Below are 17,023 nucleotides of genomic sequence, written 5' to 3' on the forward strand. Positions count from 1 at the left end.
CTCTTAACTTGCCCCCTTTCGAGTGCAAAGATATAAAACTGCCATTCGCACAGCAATTCCGTTTGTCACTTGCTCCTCAATTGTACAGTTTGGAAGGTTCATAATGTCAGAGGATATCTCAACTCCCCTGTTTACAGGACCAGGATGCATAATGAGAGTATCTTTGGAAATAAACTTAGAGATATCTTCGTTCAGACCAAAGAACTTGTAGTATTCGTATTTTGAAGAAATTAATCCTCTTTTTTGCCTCTCAAGCTGAATTCTAAGGTCAATTACTACATCCTTGTTAGTTACTGCCTCTTCTAAGGATGAAGCAACATTTGCAAACTTGTCTATAAAAGGTGGCAAAAGTGTCTGTGGACCATATACTGTTATTTCATTTCCAAATTTTTTGAGTCCCCAGATGTTACTTCTTGCAACTCGGCTGTGGAGAATATCGCCAATTATAGCAACCTTGAGATTTTCAAGTTTGCCAAGCCTTTCTCTTATTGTAAACATGTCAAGCAAGGCTTGGGTTGGATGTTCATTCATTCCGTCTCCTGCATTGATAACTGAAAAAGAGCAGTTTTTGGCTATAAAATGAGGGGCACCTGAGAAAGAGTGACGTACAATTAAAATATCTGTCTTTAAAGCTTCTAAGGTTCTAACTGTATCCAAGAGTGATTCGCCTTTTTGAACGCTGCTTGTTACAACAGAAATAGATGTTGTGTTTGCGCCCATGAACTTTGCTGCAAGCTCAAAAGATGTTCTTGTACGTGTACTGTTTTCATAAAAAAGTAGTACAGCAGAATATCCTTGCAGGTGAGGTGTCTTTTTTGTCTCACTTTTTAGAATTAATTTCATATCCTTAGCAAGATTTAAAATCTTTAGTATTTCCTCCTTTGAAAGGTCTTTAAGTCCAAGCAGATGTTTCAAATTATTCACCTCCAAATGCTTATAAGAAAGGTAGGGATAATTCCCTACCCAATCTCATATTTCTGCATTGTTGACAATGCCTGATTCTGAAATAATATCGTCTTTTGAAACTGCCTTTGCTTCTGGTAAAAGAAGATTTAATATAATCCCAACGAATGTTGCCAGAGCCATTCCTTCAAACTCAATGTTGAAAATCTTAAGTTTTGTGCCTCCAACACCAATTATGAGAATAACCGATGCAATGACCAAATTTCTTGTTTGAGAAAGGTCCACTTTATTCTCAATCATCATTCTCAAGCCAGATGAAGCAATAACTCCAAAGAGAAGAATGCTAATTCCACCAATAACCGGCGCAGGAATGACCTGTATCAGAGCACCGAGTTTTTGCACAAACGAAAGAAAAATAGCAATTATAGCTGCCCAGAGAATCACCCATGTGCTATAAACCTTTGTTATTGCCATAACACCAATATTCTCTCCATAAGTTGTGTTAGGTGGACCACCAAAAAAGCCAGCCACAATTGTTGCAAGCCCATCACCTGCTAAAGATCTGTGAAGACCTGGATCTTTTGTAAAATCTCTCCCAACAACGTTATTTGTGACAAGAAGATGTCCTATGTGTTCTGTTATTGTAACAATCGCAATAGGTGCAATTGCTAAGATAGCAGGTAGTGAAAATTTTGGAAAGGTAAACTGAGGAATGCCTATCCATTTTGCGCTTTTAATTACTTCATAATTTAAAAACGGTACATATTTACCGTTTGGATAAAAGGAATTTAAAAGTCCCGTGTTCATGCCAATCAAATCAAGTATATATGCAAATAGGTATCCACTTACAAGTCCAATCAACACAGGGATTACCTTGAAAAAACCTTTGAAGTAAACCGAACCAAAAACTGCAACAAGCAATGTAAATATTGAAACCCAGCAAACAGGGCTTTTTATGACATTTACAGCAACCTCTAAGATTTGTCCATCCTTGATGACTTCTTTGAAAAGTCCCGCGGACTTGACTGCAGCAGCTCTTGCTAAGGAAAGACCAATTATCATCACAACCGGACCCACAACAACAGGTGGCAAAATTCTGTCAATCCATTTTGTACCAAACAGATATATCAAGAAAGCTACAATTAAATAGACAACACCTGAGGCGATACAGCCAGCAAGTGCATATTCTTTTCCGCCAAGTGAAGCAGAAACTGTGATAATTGGATTTATATATGCAAAAGATGAACCAAGGTAAGCAGGAACCTTGTTTTTTGTCACAAGTATATAGATGATTGTCCCAACACCGCTTGTAAATAGCGCAACTGATGGGTTCAAACCCACTAATATCGGTACAAGTATTGTTGCACCAACCATTGCAAAAAGGTGCTGAAGACTAAGTGGCAGTGTTTTTGAAAAAGGAAGCTTTTCTTCCACTTGAACAACCCTGTGCATCTTTAATTCTCCTTTCCGATGGAAGTTTTTATATTTCTTTATCTAACTGTTCAATTATTACTCTGTTATCATTGTCAAACTCATCAACTAAAACATGAACTATTTCGCGCCTTGATGTAGGCACATTCTTCCCCACATAGTCAGCTCTGATTGGAAGTTCTCTATGTCCTCTGTCAATTAAAACCGCAAGCTGTATCATTTTGGGTCTTCCCATGTCCATAAGTGCTTCAATTGCAGCTCTTGCAGTTCTTCCGGTAAACAGGACATCATCAACCAGTACAATCTTTTTGTTGTTGATATCAAAATCAATTTGAGTAGAGTTAACAGTTGGATGTTCACTCAAAAGACTCAAATCATCTCTGTAAAAAGTTATGTCAAGAATACCTAAAGGCAGTCTAACACCTTCTATTTTCTCGATATTATCTCTTATCCGCTTTGCAAGGGTTACACCTCTTCTTTGAATTCCAACAAGGCACAAATTCTCAACACCTTTATTTTTCTCAAGTATCTCATGAGAAATTCTTATTAAAGCTCTATTCATCTGGGCAGAATCCATAATTTCTTTAAATTTTTCCATTTATTTCACCTCCAAATTCATAAAAAAAGCTTCCTGCCTGTGAATTGGCAAGAAGCTTTTTTGACACACTTATCCCACTTTTTTCTCCAACCTTGCCGCCTCACAGGGCCAGCTTAAAGGTCTTGCACTTTTCTCGATATTTAATTTTCTTATCTTTGATTTTAGGATATTATAACACCAAAATGTACAGTTTGTCTATGTTTTTATATTCCATTGTCACCTATTTTAGGGTACGAAGTCTCAATGTCTCAAGAATATTTGAAAAATATTCAGGAAGTTCAGCTTTGAAGTGCATAAGTTTGTTTTCAATTGGATGAACAAATTCTATCTCACCTGCATGAAGCAGCTGACCTTCTACTCCAAATTCATTCTTTGCTCTACCGTATAGATTGTCTCCAAGAACAGGATAACCTATATAAGACATATGAACTCTTATTTGGTGTGTTCTTCCTGTTTTTAATCGTAGCTTTACAAAAGTGTATTTGTCAAATCTTTCGAGAACCTCAAAATATGTTATTGCTTCTTTTCCCTTTGGCACAACTGCCATTTTTAATCTGTTTACAGGATGTCTGCCAATCGGTGCGTTTATTATCCCGCTGTCTTCTTTAAATACACCTTCACAGATTGCAAAGTAAACTCTTTTAATCTCGTGATTTTTAAGCGCTTCAGAAAGCTTTATATGTGCTTCGTTTGTCTTTGCAACAATCAAAAGACCTGAGGTATCCTTGTCAAGCCTGTGAACAATACCTGGTCTTATAACACCATTTATGCTGCTTAGTTTTCCTTCAAACTTATACAAAAGCGCATTAACAAGCGTGCTATCATAGTTTCCAGCACCAGGATGAACAACCATCCCTCGAAGTTTGTTTATAACTGCTAAGTGTTCATCTTCGTATACTATATCAATCTCAATATCTTGAGGGGTCAAATTTACTTGCACTGGATCAGGTATCACTACCTTTATTAAGTCTCCACTCTTGACCTTATGAGAAGCCTTTACTATTTGTTTTTGGTTTACCCATACATTTCCATCTTCTATTATCTTTTGGACAAAATTTCTTGTTTTATCAAGTGCCTTTGCTAAAAATACATCCACCCTTCCTTCAAACTCCTCAACTGTCAGATACCTTTCCTCTGCAATAACTCTCCTCTCCCTTCTTTTAGCAATTCTAATGCTAAAACAAAAACCCCAACTGTTATGCACATGTCCGCTATATTGAACACAGGTATTACTTTTATGTCAATAAAGTCGACAACATACCCCCTGAAAATTCTATCAAAGAGATTCCCCAAAGCGCCGCCCAAAATAAGCGCTATTGACAATTTGGTTTGGTTAGACAATTTTTTAAAGATGAGTAACCAAAACAAGCTAATAATTAAAATGATTGAAACTAAAATGAAGATAAATTGTTTCCCCTCAAGTATTGAAAAAGCTCCACCTGTGTTTTGAACATATGTCACCCACAATAAATGTTTTAACATCTCTTTAGAATACCCTAATGGAAAGTATTTTTCAATTAAAAATTTTGCGAGTTGATCTGCTAAAAAAGTTAACATAATAATAATCCAGTAAACCAAAGAAAAACCTCTCCTATACTTCAAAGCGCAAATAGCATCTTTCTTTAGTATAGCAAAATATAAGCTTTAGAAGAAGACAAAATTTTACTATTTCCCAATCATTTTCTTGTTGTCTTGGTTTGAAGTTTATCAACCTCTTCTACCATATCATCAATCTCATTTATCCTTTTATAATAACTCTTTGAATTTGTCTCCATATTATCCTGAGGACCATTGCTGCTTGAATGGGTTTCAAATATACTCCATATATCTAACCCTTCATGTTCTTCTTCTTTAGTGCTGACAAACTTATCATTAAATGGCTTTCTCATTGCCTTTTCCTCAATTGGTCTTGCATTAGTTTTGTAGTTTTCGGTTTTTTCAAGCTTCTTTTTACACTCTACACAAAACTCTGTATAGGGAATTACCTCAAGTCTTTCTGAAGGAATTTATCTTTTACATGAGATGCAGATTCCATATATTCCCTTTTCAATCTTTTCAAGTGCTTTATTTATAAGATAGAGTTTTCGCTTGGCAGAAGCCTCCATGCTCAAACTCTTTTCTGCCTCATACAGATCAGATGCCATGTCAGCTGGATGATTATCATAGTTTGAAAGCTCGTTTGAATAAAAAGAACTGAAATTGCCAACTTGGTTGTCTTTGCTTGTTTTTAGCATTTTCTCATATTCAGCCTTCTTTTGAAGAAGCAACGTTTTAAATCTTTCAAGCTCTCCATGAGTCATTTTGGTATTACCTCCCTTTTTTTATTTAAGAGTTTATCTCATATAAAACTTTACAAATTTTAAAATCTCAGCAATGTATCTTCCAATCACTGGCAAGTTGTATTTTACAACAGAGTTTAAAATATATAAGTAGTGCACCTAAAATTGAAAAGCTGAAAGCTGTGCCAAATCCCCTTGCAACACCCGATAAAAAGTTTTGCCAGATAATTTTTTTTGGATTTTTCAAGTATTCTACATAGTAATTAAGGTTCATCCTTTCAAGTTGAAGAATGAAGTCTTGAAGTTTTTTCTCAAGGTCATCCTTGTACACTTTCTTCACCTTCTTCTACTGATTATTTTGTTGATTTTACTCTTTTTTATTTATATAATTTTTTTGGTAATGTATAAGCTGTATTGGAGGGAAGAAAAATGGAATACAAAGCTGATATAGGTGTATTTGGCGGTTCAGGTTTTTACTCGCTTGAGGATGGTGTTGAGGAGATAGAACTTGAAACTCCTTATGGAAAGCCAAGTGACAAGATTTCACTGATAGAGATTGCAGGCAAGAAGGTTGCTTTTCTACCACGCCATGGCAAGAATCATCAGTATCCTCCTCATCTAATTCCTTACAGGGCAAATATATACGCAATGAAGATGCTTGGAGTAAAAAAAATAATTGGACCAACTGCATCAGGAAGTCTTAAACCTGAGATAAAACCGGGCGACTTTGTTGTATGTGACCAGTTTGTTGACAGGACATGGGGAAGAAAGGACACCTTTTTTGAAGGACCTGAGGTAAGACATATATCTGCTGCCAAGCCTTACTGTGAATACTTGCGAAAGATTGCAATTGAGTCTGCAAAAGAGCTTGGAATTACTGTACACGAAAGAGGAACTGTGGTTGTGATACAAGGTCCAAGGTTTTCAACAACAGCTGAGAGCAGATGGTTTTCAAGCATGGGCTGGGATGTTATCAATATGACACAGTATCCTGAAGTAATTCTTGCAAAGGAGTTTGGGATTTGCTATGTCAACATCTCGTTAATTACTGATTATGATGCGGGTCTTGAAGGTAGAGATGATATAAAACCTGTGACTGAAGAAGAAGTTTACAGAGTCTTTAGAGAAAACAATGACAAGGTAAAAAAACTCATTTACAAGATGATTGAAAAAATCGATGTAGACTATATTTGTGAGGAGTAAGAAGAAAGATGAAACACTTTGAATTTGTAAACGATAGACTAATTGTACTTGACCAAAGGAAACTTCCGTTTCAAAAAGAATATGTGGTTTGCAAAACATATCAAGATACCTATACTGCAATAAAAGATATGATAATAAGAGGAGCACCTTTGATTGGAATTGTTGCTGCATATGGTGTTGTTTTAGGTTTTAAGGAGATAATTGAGAAGAATCTTGAAAAAGATAAAATTCACGATGTAATTGTCCATCTTTCAAAATCAAGACCCACTGCTGTAAATCTTTTCTGGGCACTTGACAGAATGAAAAGTACTTTTGAAAGGATAAAAGATATGGATAAAATAGAAATTTACAAACAACTTCTAAATGAAGCCAAAAAGATAGAATCAGAAGATAAAAATATAAACAGAAAGATTGCCGAATACGGGAACCAGTTGATAAAGGAAAATTCTAATATACTGACTCATTGCAATGCTGGGGCATTGGCAACAGGAGGATATGGAACAGCCTTAGGCGTTATCCGTGAAGCTCACTTCTCAGGCAAAAATGTCCATGTATATGTTGATGAAACACGCCCTTACCTGCAAGGTGCAAGGCTTACTGCTTTTGAGCTTTCTGAAGATGGTATTCCTAACACTGTCATTTGTGATAACATGGCAGGGTATTTGATGAAATTAGGCAAGGTTGACTGTGTTATAGTTGGAGCTGATAGAATTGCTCTAAATGGTGATACTGCTAACAAGATTGGAACATATTCTTTGTCTGTTTTAGCAAAACATCATGGAATTCCATTTTACATTGCAGCACCAACTTCAACAATTGATTTTAGTATTTCTTCAGGGGATGAAATACCTATTGAAGAAAGAGATGAAGATGAGGTAAGAATCTTTAACGGTCAGAAGATTGTGCCAGACACCTCAAATGTCTTCAACCCTGCCTTTGATGTGACTCCAGCTGAAAACATTACAGCAATAATTACTGAAAAGGGAATTGTGTATCCGCCTTTTAAACAGAATATCTTAAAACTAAAGGATTGATAGAAGAAGATAACTAATAAAACGGGGCATAAAAAAGTCTTACTAACCTTTTGCCCCGTTTTGTTTTCAATATTTAATTTTCTCTATATTTTAAGAGAAAGTTAACCTTCTGAAAATACTTAGTCCTTCTTTAATAACATCTTCCTCTACTTCAATGCCCAATTGATACTTCTCCACGTCCGTTAGCAAAACCATTCTTATTTTGTCTTTTATATTTTTTTTGTCATATTTCATAATTGAAATAATGTCATTTATATCAAAGTCCTTTGGAAGTGAAAGAAAATTTCGCTTGACAATTATTTCAAACAACTTATTAACATATGAAAAATCAAAACCAAAAAGCAAATGGGAAAGTATCATCTCAGCTATCATACCGAAAACAACAAAAATCCCATGTGGATAATAAAAATTGTAATACGACTCAAAAGCATGACCTACTGTGTGGCCAAAGTTTAAAACTTCTCTTAAAAAGCTTTCTTTTTCATCTTTTTCTACTACTGAAACCTTGCACTTAACAGATTTCAAAATAAGCTCATGCATTAAAACTTCATTTTGGAAAATTTCATCCAGACTTTTACTTCCATCAAAGACGAGCTGTAAAATCTCCTTATTTAGGGTATAACCATATTTTATTACTTCACCAATGCCTGATATTAGCTCAAGCCTTGGCAAGGTTTTTAAAAATTCCCGGCAGATGATAATCATCTCTGGCTGATAAAATGTGCCAATTTGATTTTTGTACAATTTAAAATTTATCCCTGTTTTTCCTCCAATGCTACTATCGACCATGGCAAGTAGCGTGGTAGGAATATTTATCAGTCTTATACCTCGTTTGTATGTAGAGGCAATAAATCCAGAAACATCGCCAACAACCCCACCACCAATTGCAACGAGTAGCGCTTTTCTGTCAATATTGTTTTCTAAAAGGTAGTCTATGGCACTGAGATATGATTCTATCGATTTTGATTCTTCTCCGTTTTTGAAAATATACACGTAAGGAGTTTTAAAACTCTCTATAAATTCTTTATAAAGGTTATAAATGCCCTCATCTGTAAAGATTACAAGATCTGAATATTTACAAAGATTGATATACTCGGTTATTTTTGAAAGCTCTTCTGCCAAAAAAATAGGAATATCTTTTTCAGATGTTTTTAAACTTAAGGTAACCTTCTTTTCCATGCTATCCACCCTTTTTCATAAAAATAATTAAAAGATAAGCCGGTCTTATACCCGGCTTATCTTATTTTACTTTGCTGACACAACTTCATAACACCTTGGACATACAGCAAGATTTTCAGAATTGGCACCTACCATTGGACTATACTTCCAACATCTTTCACATTTTGCACCATCTGCTTTATAAACTTCAACCTTTATTTCATCTTGGGTACCTTCAGCAATCTCAAGCTGGGATACTATAAGCACTTCTTCTAAAATGTCTTTGTTTTCCTCTAAGAACTTCTTTTGATCTCCCTTTGCAAGAATTCTTACCTTTGCATCCAGAGAACTCCCAATAAGTTTTCCATTTCTTGCAATCTCTAACTGCTTTGCAACAATGTCTTTGATATCAATAATCTTTTCCCATTTTGCTTTCAGTTTCCCATCATTGAGAATTTCTTCATTTACCTTTGGCCAGTCTGTTAAGAACACTGACTCAGCATCGTTTTCTTTATATTTCATAAACTGCCATACCTCTTCTGCTGTGAAGGATAAAATTGGCGCAATTAATTTTGTCAAAGTTACAAGTATTTCATACATAACTGTTTGGGCAGACCTTCTGTCAATTGAAGTACTTTTTGATGCATAGAGTCTATCTTTATTTATATCCAAATACAGATTGCTCATGTCAACTACACAGAAATTATGAATCAAGTGGTACACCTGATTGTAGTCATACTCTTCATATGCTTTGGTGACCTTGTCAACTAAAAGATTTAGTCTTTGCAATGCCCATCTGTCAATCTCTTTCAAATTCTCATAAGGAACTTTGTCGGTAGCTGGATCAAAATCATACAGGTTGCCAAGCAGAAATCTTGCTGTGTTTCTAATTTTTCTGTAGATTTCTGTTAGCTGTTTTATAATCTCCTTTGAAATTCTCATATCTGTCGTGTAGTCAGCAGACACACACCAAAGCCTTAATATATCAGCACCAAACTCACCTATTATATCAAGTGGTGAAATTACATTTCCTTCTGACTTTGACATCTTCTTTCCTTCACCATCAACTACAAAACCGTGTGTCAAAACAATCTTGTATGGAGCCCTTCCCTTTGTTGCAACAGCAGTCAAAAGTGATGACTGGAACCACCCTCTGTACTGGTCATTTCCTTCTAAGTACATATCGCATGGCCACTCTAAATCTTCTCGACTCTCAAGAACATATGCATGAGAAGAACCTGAGTCAAACCAAACGTCCATGATGTCAGTTTCTTTTTCAAACTCCTCACAGCCACAGCTTGGACATTTTATACCTTTTGGCAAAAGTTCTTTTACATCCTTAGAAAACCACGCATCAGAACCCTCTCTTTCAAATATTTTTGCAATATGATCTATAGTCTCATCTGTTATAAGCTCTTTTCTACAGTTTTTGCAGTAAAATATTGGAATCGGCACGCCCCAAATTCTCTGCCTTGAGATACACCAATCTTGCCTGTCTGCAATCATATTATATATTCTATCTCTTCCCCACTCGGGAACCCATTTGACGCTATCTACAGCTTTTAAAGCTTCTTCTCTAAAACCTTTGACTGAAGCAAACCACTGTTCTGTTGCTCTGAATATAACAGGATTTTTACATCTCCAGCAGTGCGGGTATTGGTGAGTTATCTTCTCAACACCTAAAAGATGTCCCGAAGATTCTAATTCTTTTGCTATTTCTTTGTTTGAGTCTTCATAAAACAGCCCTGCAAACTTTCCAGCCTCTTGTGTCAAATATCCTTTATTATCAACCGGCACAATTACAGGAATATTATACCTCTGACAGACCTCGAAGTCCTCTTCACCATGTCCTGGCGCTGTGTGAACACAGCCAGTTCCTGCCTCCAAAGTCACATGCTCACCCAAGATTACAAGAGATGTTCTGTCTAAAAATGGGTGTTTGCATTCTACGTATTCTAACTCTTTGCCTTTGAACCTTGCAATTTCTTTATAGTCTTCAATCTTGTTTGTCTTCATCACTCTTTCAACAAGCCCTGTTGCCATGATCAAGATTTCTTTTCCAACGTCAATCAAGCTGTAATCAAAATCAGCGTTGAGTGCAATTGCTAAGTTGCCCGGAAGTGTCCAAGTAGTAGTTGTCCAAATTACAATATAAACCTTTTTGCCTCCTAAATTTAAGTTGGTAAACAATCCTTTGTCATTTATTACCTCAAATTTAACGTAGATTGAATATGTCTTGTCTTCCTGATACTCTATCTCTGCCTCTGCCAAAGCAGTCTCACATGACGGACACCAATAAACAGGTTTTAGTCCTTTATAAATATATCCTTTTTTTGCCATTTCGCCAAAAACACGAATCTGCCTTGCTTCAAATTTAGGGTCTAATGTCATATAAGGATTTTCCCACTCGCCAAACACACCGAGGCGTTTGAACTGATTTCTTTGGATGTCAATGTAATTTAGTGCAAATTCCTTACACTTCTTTCTAAATTCTATAGCATCAATTTCATGTCTATTGACCCCAAGCTGTTTTATAACCTGCTGTTCAATGGGAAGTCCGTGAGTATCCCAACCAGGGATATAAGGTGTGTAATACCCTCGTAGTGCCTTGTACTTGTTCACAATATCTTTTAACACTTTGTTAAGAGCATGCCCCAAATGAATATCCCCATTTGCATAAGGTGGTCCGTCATGAAGTATAAATTTTTTTACACCTTTATTTTTCTTTAGCATCTTTTCAAAAATTCGTCTTTCTTCCCAAAACTTCAAAAACTCAGGTTCACGTTGTGCAAGATTTGCTCTCATTGGGAAATCAGTCTTTGGTAAGTTCAATGTTTGACTCCAGTCCATCTTATGTTTCATCCCCCTGCAAAATAATTAGTCATTTTGTAGTTCTTTATCTACCATTTCAAGTGCACTGAGCTCTGTTTGAAGTAAATTCCTAAATTTGTTCAAAAAAAGCTGATATCTTTTTTTGAGTTCGCCATATTCATAAGTGATTTGCAAAACCTTGCTATTTGCCTCTTCAATCATTTTTGATGCTTTCATTTCAGCTTCTTTTATTATAGCTTCTGCCTTTTGATAAGCAACCTTCTTTATCTCCTCCGCCGTCGACTGAGCAACAATTAAAGTGTTTTGTAAGGTCTCTTCAATTGCCTTGTAATTTTGAATATTTTCGTTAAGTAAAGCAATCTTGTCTTTGAGTTCCAAATTCTCTTTGTACAGTGCTTCATAATCTTTTAATACTTGCTCTAAAAACTCTTCCACCTCTTCAACACTATAACCGCCTATATACACCCTTTTGAAAGTTTTGGACTCAATGTCTTGAGGAGTTAACATAAAAGTTTTACCTCCACAAATACAGAATTATGAAAACCTCAAAAGCTCAATACTAATTCTTCCCTTTTTTGTAGTTGTCAATACCTTCTCTACCTTTAATCTACCATGACGTCTTACAGAAATCAAATCACCTTCTTTGACCTCATGCGAGGGCTTATCAATATACACCCAGTTCACAGCAACTTTAAACTGCCTCACTAGATCACTTGCCTCTTCCCTTGAAATTCCGAAACCGTGGCTGACAATTGCATCCACTCTCATAGAAGGAACACTACAGACAATTCTCTTGCCACTATTTTGCATAAATTGTGAGATATCTAACTCATCCTTGTTAACAATCTCTATTTTCACCTTATCCCTTCCTATTTTGTCTATATGTGTAGTTATAAAAAGACTCACTTCTTTTTTTACAAAAACTAAGGCCTTGTGTTCTTTTACCAATATATCTCCAATCTTGTCACGCTTGAGTCCTTGGCCTATAAATGTTCCTAAAATCTGCCTGTGAGAAAGTATTGTATCTGAATCGACCAAGATTACGTCAATTGGAAAATGAGAAAAGTCCATCCCTTCTATGATGCTGTCGCTAAAGATTGCTAAAACCTTTCTCTCACTCTCTTCGTACCCGCCCCATGTTTGATAAAATGGGCGTCTGTTTTTATCTTTTAAAATAACGTCAATAACGTACTTTTGTGCAAAAGGAGAAAGAAAATCTGAGTATTCGATATTTCCATAACGCCTTTCCAACAAATTTTTAACCTTTAGAATTTCAAACTTGTTTTCTTCAGGAATGTAATACATTTTATTTGTACAACTCCATCTAGATTGATGTGTCGTGTTATACTAATATTGCATAAATTACCCACAACAGTTTTCTTACAATCTCAAGTAAAATTATTGCAATCAGAGGCGAAAAGTCAATAAACCCTGTTCTGATGTATCTTAGAGAAACTGCCCTTATAGGGTCAAGTATAGGATTTACAATTATACCAAGTACTCTTCTGTACTTGTTATAAGGGTCATGAATCACCCAGGATAAAAGTGCATCTAAAACAATACAAAACTCAACGAATGCAATGGCTTTATCGACAAGACCAAATATTAATCTTAACATCTAAATCCTCCAAACATCAAGTAATATATTCCTACTTCAACCAAGCAAATACTCCTTTTGCTCTAAATTCTTCCTTTAACTGCTCGTCTACCTCTAAATCAATGCTCCTCGGAACAACGACAAATATCTTCTTGCTCACTTTGTGAATCTTTGCATCAAGAACATATACTGCCCCGCTTACAAAGTCTATTATTCTTTGGATATGCTCTTCTGCCACTTGCTCTAAGTTAAATACAACAATCTTGTTTTCTCTCAACGCATCGCAAACCTTTACAACTTCATCAAAAAGTTTAAGGTTATAAACTGTAACCTCTGTCTGATTGGCCTTTCCTATTGTCACAACTTTCGGTGTTTCGTGCTTTGGTTTTACACTTTCTTCTCTTGATTTTGTACTCTCCTGTGGCTTGTCCTCATCTTCAATCTCAATGCCAATTAGATTTAAAATCTTTCTTTGAAGGTTATCAAACATAACCAAAACCTCCTTAAGTTTTTGGTCTTTCACCAAATAGTTTTGTTCCTATCCTAACCAAAGTGGCACCCTCTTCGATTGCCACTTCAAAGTCGTTGCTCATGCCCATTGACAACACTTCAATTTTAACATTATTATAATTTAATTTTTTATAATTTTCAAAGATTTCTTTCATCCTTCTAAAATACTGCCTCAGCTTTTTTTCATCCTTCTCAATTGGAGGAATTGTCATAAAGCCCTTTAAATTAACATACTTGCACTCACAAATCTTCTCTATCAGCCCTTCAACATTGTCCGGTAAAACCCCTCCTTTTGAAGGCTCACCACCTATGTTTACTTCTATCAAAACATCTATATTTTTACCTACTTTTGAACATCTTTTTTCTAATTCTTGAATCTGTTCTACTTTTTCTATGGAATGAATTAGCAAAACTTTATCGTAAATATACTTAATTTTGTTTGTCTGAAGCCTTCCAATAAAGTGCCACTCCAAATGTGGAAGTTGGTTGTACTTTGGCAAAAATTCCTGAACGCGATTTTCACCAAAAACCTTTACACCAAGCTCATTTGCAAGTCTAATTGTATCGATATCCACACCCTTTGTTGCACCAAGTAGTTTTACTTCGCTTGGGTTTCTTCCACTTCGCAAACAAGCTTTTTCAATCCTCTCTTGAATCTCTTCAATGTTTTTCTTTAATTTTTCAGCATCTATCATGAGCTCTCACCCATTTTCATTCAAATCTAATCTTTCCAAAATAACCACCTGCACCAAATTTTACACTATATTGTCCTTTGATATAGCGGTTTAACTTTTCCCAAATATTATTGCTAACAAGGAATTTAAGATCTTTATAACTTTGGTCATTATTTAAAGCTTTTACAAAGTTTATTTCTGTTTTGAAAATCTCAATTATCTTTTCTCTTGTCTTTTCTCCAAATCCTTCAACCAACTCAAATGGGAATGTATAAAAATATGGCGGTTTTTTATTGTTACCCTTAATCTTCTTAAGCATTGAGATTCTATCTTCAACACCCACCACTATATTGGTCCTTCCACAAAAGGGGCAAATAGGTTGCCTCTTCTCAATGTTAAACGAAAGATTGCAACTTTTACAATATGATTTGTGATATTTGCCAAGCCTCGGATTTATACCATAGTTTGCAATCACCTTGTTTTCTTTTATACTTTTTAACACCATATCTGCAGTGAGTTTTAGAACCTCAATTTCATTAAATTCTCTTGCGATGTTTCTTAAAGAATGTGCATCAGAGTTTGACAAAAGAGTCCTTCCTTGTATGTCAAAAGCATCTTTTACCATATAGGAGTCTGCTGAAAGACCAAGCTCAATTGTATAAATTTCAAGTTTTTTGAAAACCTCTTCAATTGCAAAGGCTGCTGAATAAAAACCTTTATAAGGTGTAAATGCATGGGCTGGTACAACAAAAAGATTAAAATCCTTTGCAATCTTTTCAAAATCTTCAATATTTCCTTTAAAAACAGGGCAGCTAAAATTAAGTTGGTTAAAATACCTTTTATTTTGTTTTTTGAAACTGATTAGCTTATCAATACTTTCGAAAAAAATGAGACAATGAAAATCTTCTTGATTATATCTTAGCTCGATTTCAGCCGCAGGAATGATTAAAATATCTTCGAAATACAAGTTATTATCCTTCAATGATATTCTGCCACAATCAATAAGAGTTTCTACTTCAGAAAGTACATCATCGCACAAAAAATCGACAATTCCAATTACATTTAAACCCTTTTCGTTTTTTGATATTTTTAAAATATTCTCTATTGTGAGCTCTTTAGAAGATGGTATTTTTATGTACCTTCCATTTGAAAAACCTACATGCACATGAAGGTCGGCATAGACTCTCATTTCTTGTATCCATGCTCCTCTAAATACATCTTTGCAAGAAGCAGGCCAATTATTGTCTTTGCATCTTTAATTTCACCATTTTTAACCATTTTCACAGCGTCATCTAAACTAACTTTAAAAATTTCAACAAATTCATCAAGGTCTGTGTGTGAACTGCCCTGAGTAAGCCTTCTTGCTAAATAAACATGTATAACCTCATTTGAAAATCCGGGAGTAGTATATATTTCTGTAAGTTTTACAAACTCTTTTGCACTATAACCTGTCTCTTCTTCAAGTTCTCTTTTTGCACACTCAAGTGGCTCTTCACCTTTGTCAAGTTTTCCCGCGGGGAGCTCTATTATAACCTTTTCAATTGGTTTTCTAAATTGCTTTACCAAAATGACATTCTCTTCATCATCAACTGGAACAATAACTGCTGCACCTGAATGAAGAACAATTGCTCTCTGAGAAGTTCTCCCATCTGGAAGTAAAACCTTGTCCACCTTTAAGCTAATAAACGAACCATCGTAAATGGTCTGAGACTCTATAGTTTTTTCATAGAGGTCCATTTTGCTATTTCATCTCCTTCGTAATTTTTTTAGAATATACTCTGCTGTTGCAAAAAGCTGTAAAAAGTATTCGCTGTCTTCTTCAAACCCTCTTCCCATTGTTTTTAGCAAAAGTTTGTATTTTTCAACTATATTATCGTCTATTCTGTCTATAGGTATTAATATGTGTTTTGTTCTGTAGTTATTTAAAATTTTAAAAACCTGAGTATAGAAAATTTTGTCCTCAAATTGATAGATTGGAATCTCGACAGATGAATTCACATAACTTAGGATTGTAAGAGAATGATGACTTACGAATTTATGCCTTTCTCTTTCTTCACTTTTAGAAACTCTTATAGGAAAAACAACTTTACCACCAAACCTTGATATATCTTCAATTACATTTACAGCTTTGTACGCACTAAATCCAAACTTTGTTCCTGTACCAACAATCCCGGGAAGTGGTGATATTATTGTTACTTGAGCATCTAAACTTTTGGAAAATATAAGGGAGTTTATTTCGTTTATACACTCAAAGTCTCCATTGAATGCTTCTTGGCATGATATTACATAATCGACAAAATGATTTTCTTTTAAAAAAGATAAGTTATGTGAAAGTTTTGCATTTAGCATTCCCCAATCATTTATTATTACAGAAATCCTTATGTTCCTGTCACACTCCTTAAGATAAAGACAAATTGGCATCAGCATACTGTGAAGCTCACATACTACAATAATCAAATCATTAAAGTTAGGTATTCTATTGAAAAGCTCTGGATTTTTTTCCTCTTCTGTCAGCACTGAAAATTGCAAAGGAGTATACCTGAGTTTCATAATATGACCTTTAGAATGATTACAAAACGAATTAGTAGGAAGGATATAATCATACCCTCCACTCCCAAGTTTTAACTTTCTTGCCGTTATGTTCACTAAAACCTCTTGTCCCACAGTTACCTTTTTGTTTATATCCAAAAAGTTTACTGCAAGAGATACATCTTTGTCCTCGTATTCGACCTCAACCACCTGATAGCCCTTTGTAACTTCACACTCTCTTTTTACAATTCCTTTTTTTAACTCAAACACCCTTT

General features: G+C 35.2%; 20 protein-coding genes and 1 pseudogene. 2 read left to right on the forward strand and 19 right to left on the reverse strand.

The window, feature by feature from the left end; translation table 11 throughout:
- Positions 1–3: 3 nt before the first annotated feature.
- The 9 genes and pseudogenes from OTJ99_RS06830 to OTJ99_RS06870 form a co-directional block, all read right to left on the reverse strand.
- A complete protein-coding gene (locus OTJ99_RS06830) occupies positions 4–915 on the reverse strand; it encodes an aspartate carbamoyltransferase catalytic subunit (RefSeq protein WP_045164742.1) in 912 nt (303 codons plus the stop codon).
- 54 nt (positions 916–969) lie between these two features.
- The gene (gene uraA, locus OTJ99_RS06835; RefSeq protein ID WP_045164741.1) at positions 970–2,355 is read right to left on the reverse strand and encodes a uracil permease; all 1,386 of its coding nucleotides are present in this window, start codon (positions 2,353–2,355) and stop codon (positions 970–972) included.
- 28 nt (positions 2,356–2,383) lie between these two features.
- Positions 2,384–2,932, reverse strand: a complete 549-nt coding sequence (pyrR, locus tag OTJ99_RS06840) for a bifunctional pyr operon transcriptional regulator/uracil phosphoribosyltransferase PyrR (RefSeq protein ID WP_045164740.1) — start codon at positions 2,930–2,932, stop codon at positions 2,384–2,386.
- A gap of 220 nt (positions 2,933–3,152) precedes the next feature.
- Complete coding sequence (locus tag OTJ99_RS06845) at positions 3,153–4,055, reverse strand: RluA family pseudouridine synthase (protein WP_045165520.1); 903 nt, start codon at positions 4,053–4,055, stop codon at positions 3,153–3,155.
- Positions 4,052–4,510, reverse strand: a complete 459-nt coding sequence (gene lspA, locus OTJ99_RS06850; RefSeq protein WP_052671460.1) for a signal peptidase II — start codon at positions 4,508–4,510, stop codon at positions 4,052–4,054. Before lspA ends, OTJ99_RS06845 begins: the two co-directional genes overlap by 4 nt.
- A 98-nt stretch (positions 4,511–4,608) precedes the next feature.
- Positions 4,609–4,821: a hypothetical protein gene (locus OTJ99_RS06855; protein ID WP_235374571.1), complete on the reverse strand. Its 213-nt coding sequence runs from the start codon at positions 4,819–4,821 to the stop codon at positions 4,609–4,611.
- Between the two features lie 54 nt (positions 4,822–4,875).
- Positions 4,876–4,938 (reverse strand): annotated as a pseudogene (locus OTJ99_RS12520) (TraR/DksA C4-type zinc finger protein); the annotation flags it as partial.
- Complete coding sequence (locus OTJ99_RS06860; RefSeq protein WP_235374570.1) at positions 4,939–5,232, reverse strand: TraR/DksA C4-type zinc finger protein; 294 nt, start codon at positions 5,230–5,232, stop codon at positions 4,939–4,941.
- A 67-nt stretch (positions 5,233–5,299) separates the two neighbouring features.
- Entirely contained in the window at positions 5,300–5,551 is a 252-nt protein-coding gene (locus tag OTJ99_RS06870) for a DUF5665 domain-containing protein (RefSeq protein ID WP_269015319.1), read from the reverse strand.
- Positions 5,552–5,640: 89 nt separating this feature from the next.
- Between OTJ99_RS06870 and OTJ99_RS06875 the strand changes: the two genes are divergently transcribed.
- Positions 5,641–6,414 carry an S-methyl-5'-thioadenosine phosphorylase gene (locus OTJ99_RS06875; protein WP_045164739.1) on the forward strand — a complete coding sequence of 258 codons (774 nt, stop codon included), beginning with the start codon at positions 5,641–5,643 and terminating at the stop codon, positions 6,412–6,414.
- Positions 6,415–6,422: 8 nt separating this feature from the next.
- Positions 6,423–7,448, forward strand: coding sequence for an S-methyl-5-thioribose-1-phosphate isomerase (gene mtnA, locus OTJ99_RS06880; protein WP_045164738.1), 1,026 nt, complete (start codon positions 6,423–6,425; stop codon positions 7,446–7,448).
- A gap of 90 nt (positions 7,449–7,538) precedes the next feature.
- On the opposite strand, the gene aroB is transcribed toward mtnA, so the two are convergent.
- The 10 genes from aroB to OTJ99_RS06930 all read right to left on the reverse strand — a co-directional run bounded on the left by aroB (position 7,539) and on the right by OTJ99_RS06930 (position 17,018).
- Entirely contained in the window at positions 7,539–8,627 is a 1,089-nt protein-coding gene (gene aroB, locus OTJ99_RS06885) for a 3-dehydroquinate synthase (protein WP_045164737.1), read from the reverse strand.
- A 66-nt stretch (positions 8,628–8,693) separates the two neighbouring features.
- A complete protein-coding gene (gene ileS / locus OTJ99_RS06890) occupies positions 8,694–11,456 on the reverse strand; it encodes an isoleucine--tRNA ligase (protein ID WP_045164736.1) in 2,763 nt (920 codons plus the stop codon).
- Positions 11,457–11,483: 27 nt separating this feature from the next.
- Positions 11,484–11,945 carry a DivIVA domain-containing protein gene (locus tag OTJ99_RS06895; protein ID WP_045164735.1) on the reverse strand — a complete coding sequence of 154 codons (462 nt, stop codon included), beginning with the start codon at positions 11,943–11,945 and terminating at the stop codon, positions 11,484–11,486.
- A 27-nt stretch (positions 11,946–11,972) separates the two neighbouring features.
- Complete coding sequence (locus OTJ99_RS06900; protein ID WP_052671459.1) at positions 11,973–12,743, reverse strand: YlmH family RNA-binding protein; 771 nt, start codon at positions 12,741–12,743, stop codon at positions 11,973–11,975.
- A 37-nt stretch (positions 12,744–12,780) separates the two neighbouring features.
- Positions 12,781–13,056, reverse strand: a complete 276-nt coding sequence (locus OTJ99_RS06905; RefSeq protein WP_045164734.1) for a YggT family protein — start codon at positions 13,054–13,056, stop codon at positions 12,781–12,783.
- A gap of 31 nt (positions 13,057–13,087) precedes the next feature.
- Positions 13,088–13,525 carry a cell division protein SepF gene (locus OTJ99_RS06910; protein WP_045165517.1) on the reverse strand — a complete coding sequence of 146 codons (438 nt, stop codon included), beginning with the start codon at positions 13,523–13,525 and terminating at the stop codon, positions 13,088–13,090.
- 13 nt (positions 13,526–13,538) lie between these two features.
- Positions 13,539–14,240: a YggS family pyridoxal phosphate-dependent enzyme gene (locus OTJ99_RS06915; RefSeq protein WP_045164733.1), complete on the reverse strand. Its 702-nt coding sequence runs from the start codon at positions 14,238–14,240 to the stop codon at positions 13,539–13,541.
- 16 nt (positions 14,241–14,256) lie between these two features.
- On the reverse strand, positions 14,257–15,408 hold the full coding sequence (locus OTJ99_RS06920; RefSeq protein WP_045164732.1) for an endonuclease Q family protein: 1,152 nt from the start codon (positions 15,406–15,408) through the stop codon (positions 14,257–14,259).
- Positions 15,405–15,956 (reverse strand): NUDIX domain-containing protein, encoded by a 552-nt coding sequence (locus OTJ99_RS06925; RefSeq protein ID WP_045164731.1) that lies wholly within the window; start codon positions 15,954–15,956, stop codon positions 15,405–15,407. Before OTJ99_RS06925 ends, OTJ99_RS06920 begins: the two co-directional genes overlap by 4 nt.
- Before the next feature lie 9 nt (positions 15,957–15,965).
- Positions 15,966–17,018 carry a DUF3866 family protein gene (locus OTJ99_RS06930; RefSeq protein ID WP_045164730.1) on the reverse strand — a complete coding sequence of 351 codons (1,053 nt, stop codon included), beginning with the start codon at positions 17,016–17,018 and terminating at the stop codon, positions 15,966–15,968.
- Between the last annotated feature and the right edge of the window lie 5 nt (positions 17,019–17,023).

It is taken from the genome of Caldicellulosiruptor naganoensis, assembly GCF_026914285.1.
In the GTDB taxonomy this organism is placed as follows: Bacteria; Bacillota; Thermoanaerobacteria; order Caldicellulosiruptorales; family Caldicellulosiruptoraceae; genus Caldicellulosiruptor; species Caldicellulosiruptor naganoensis.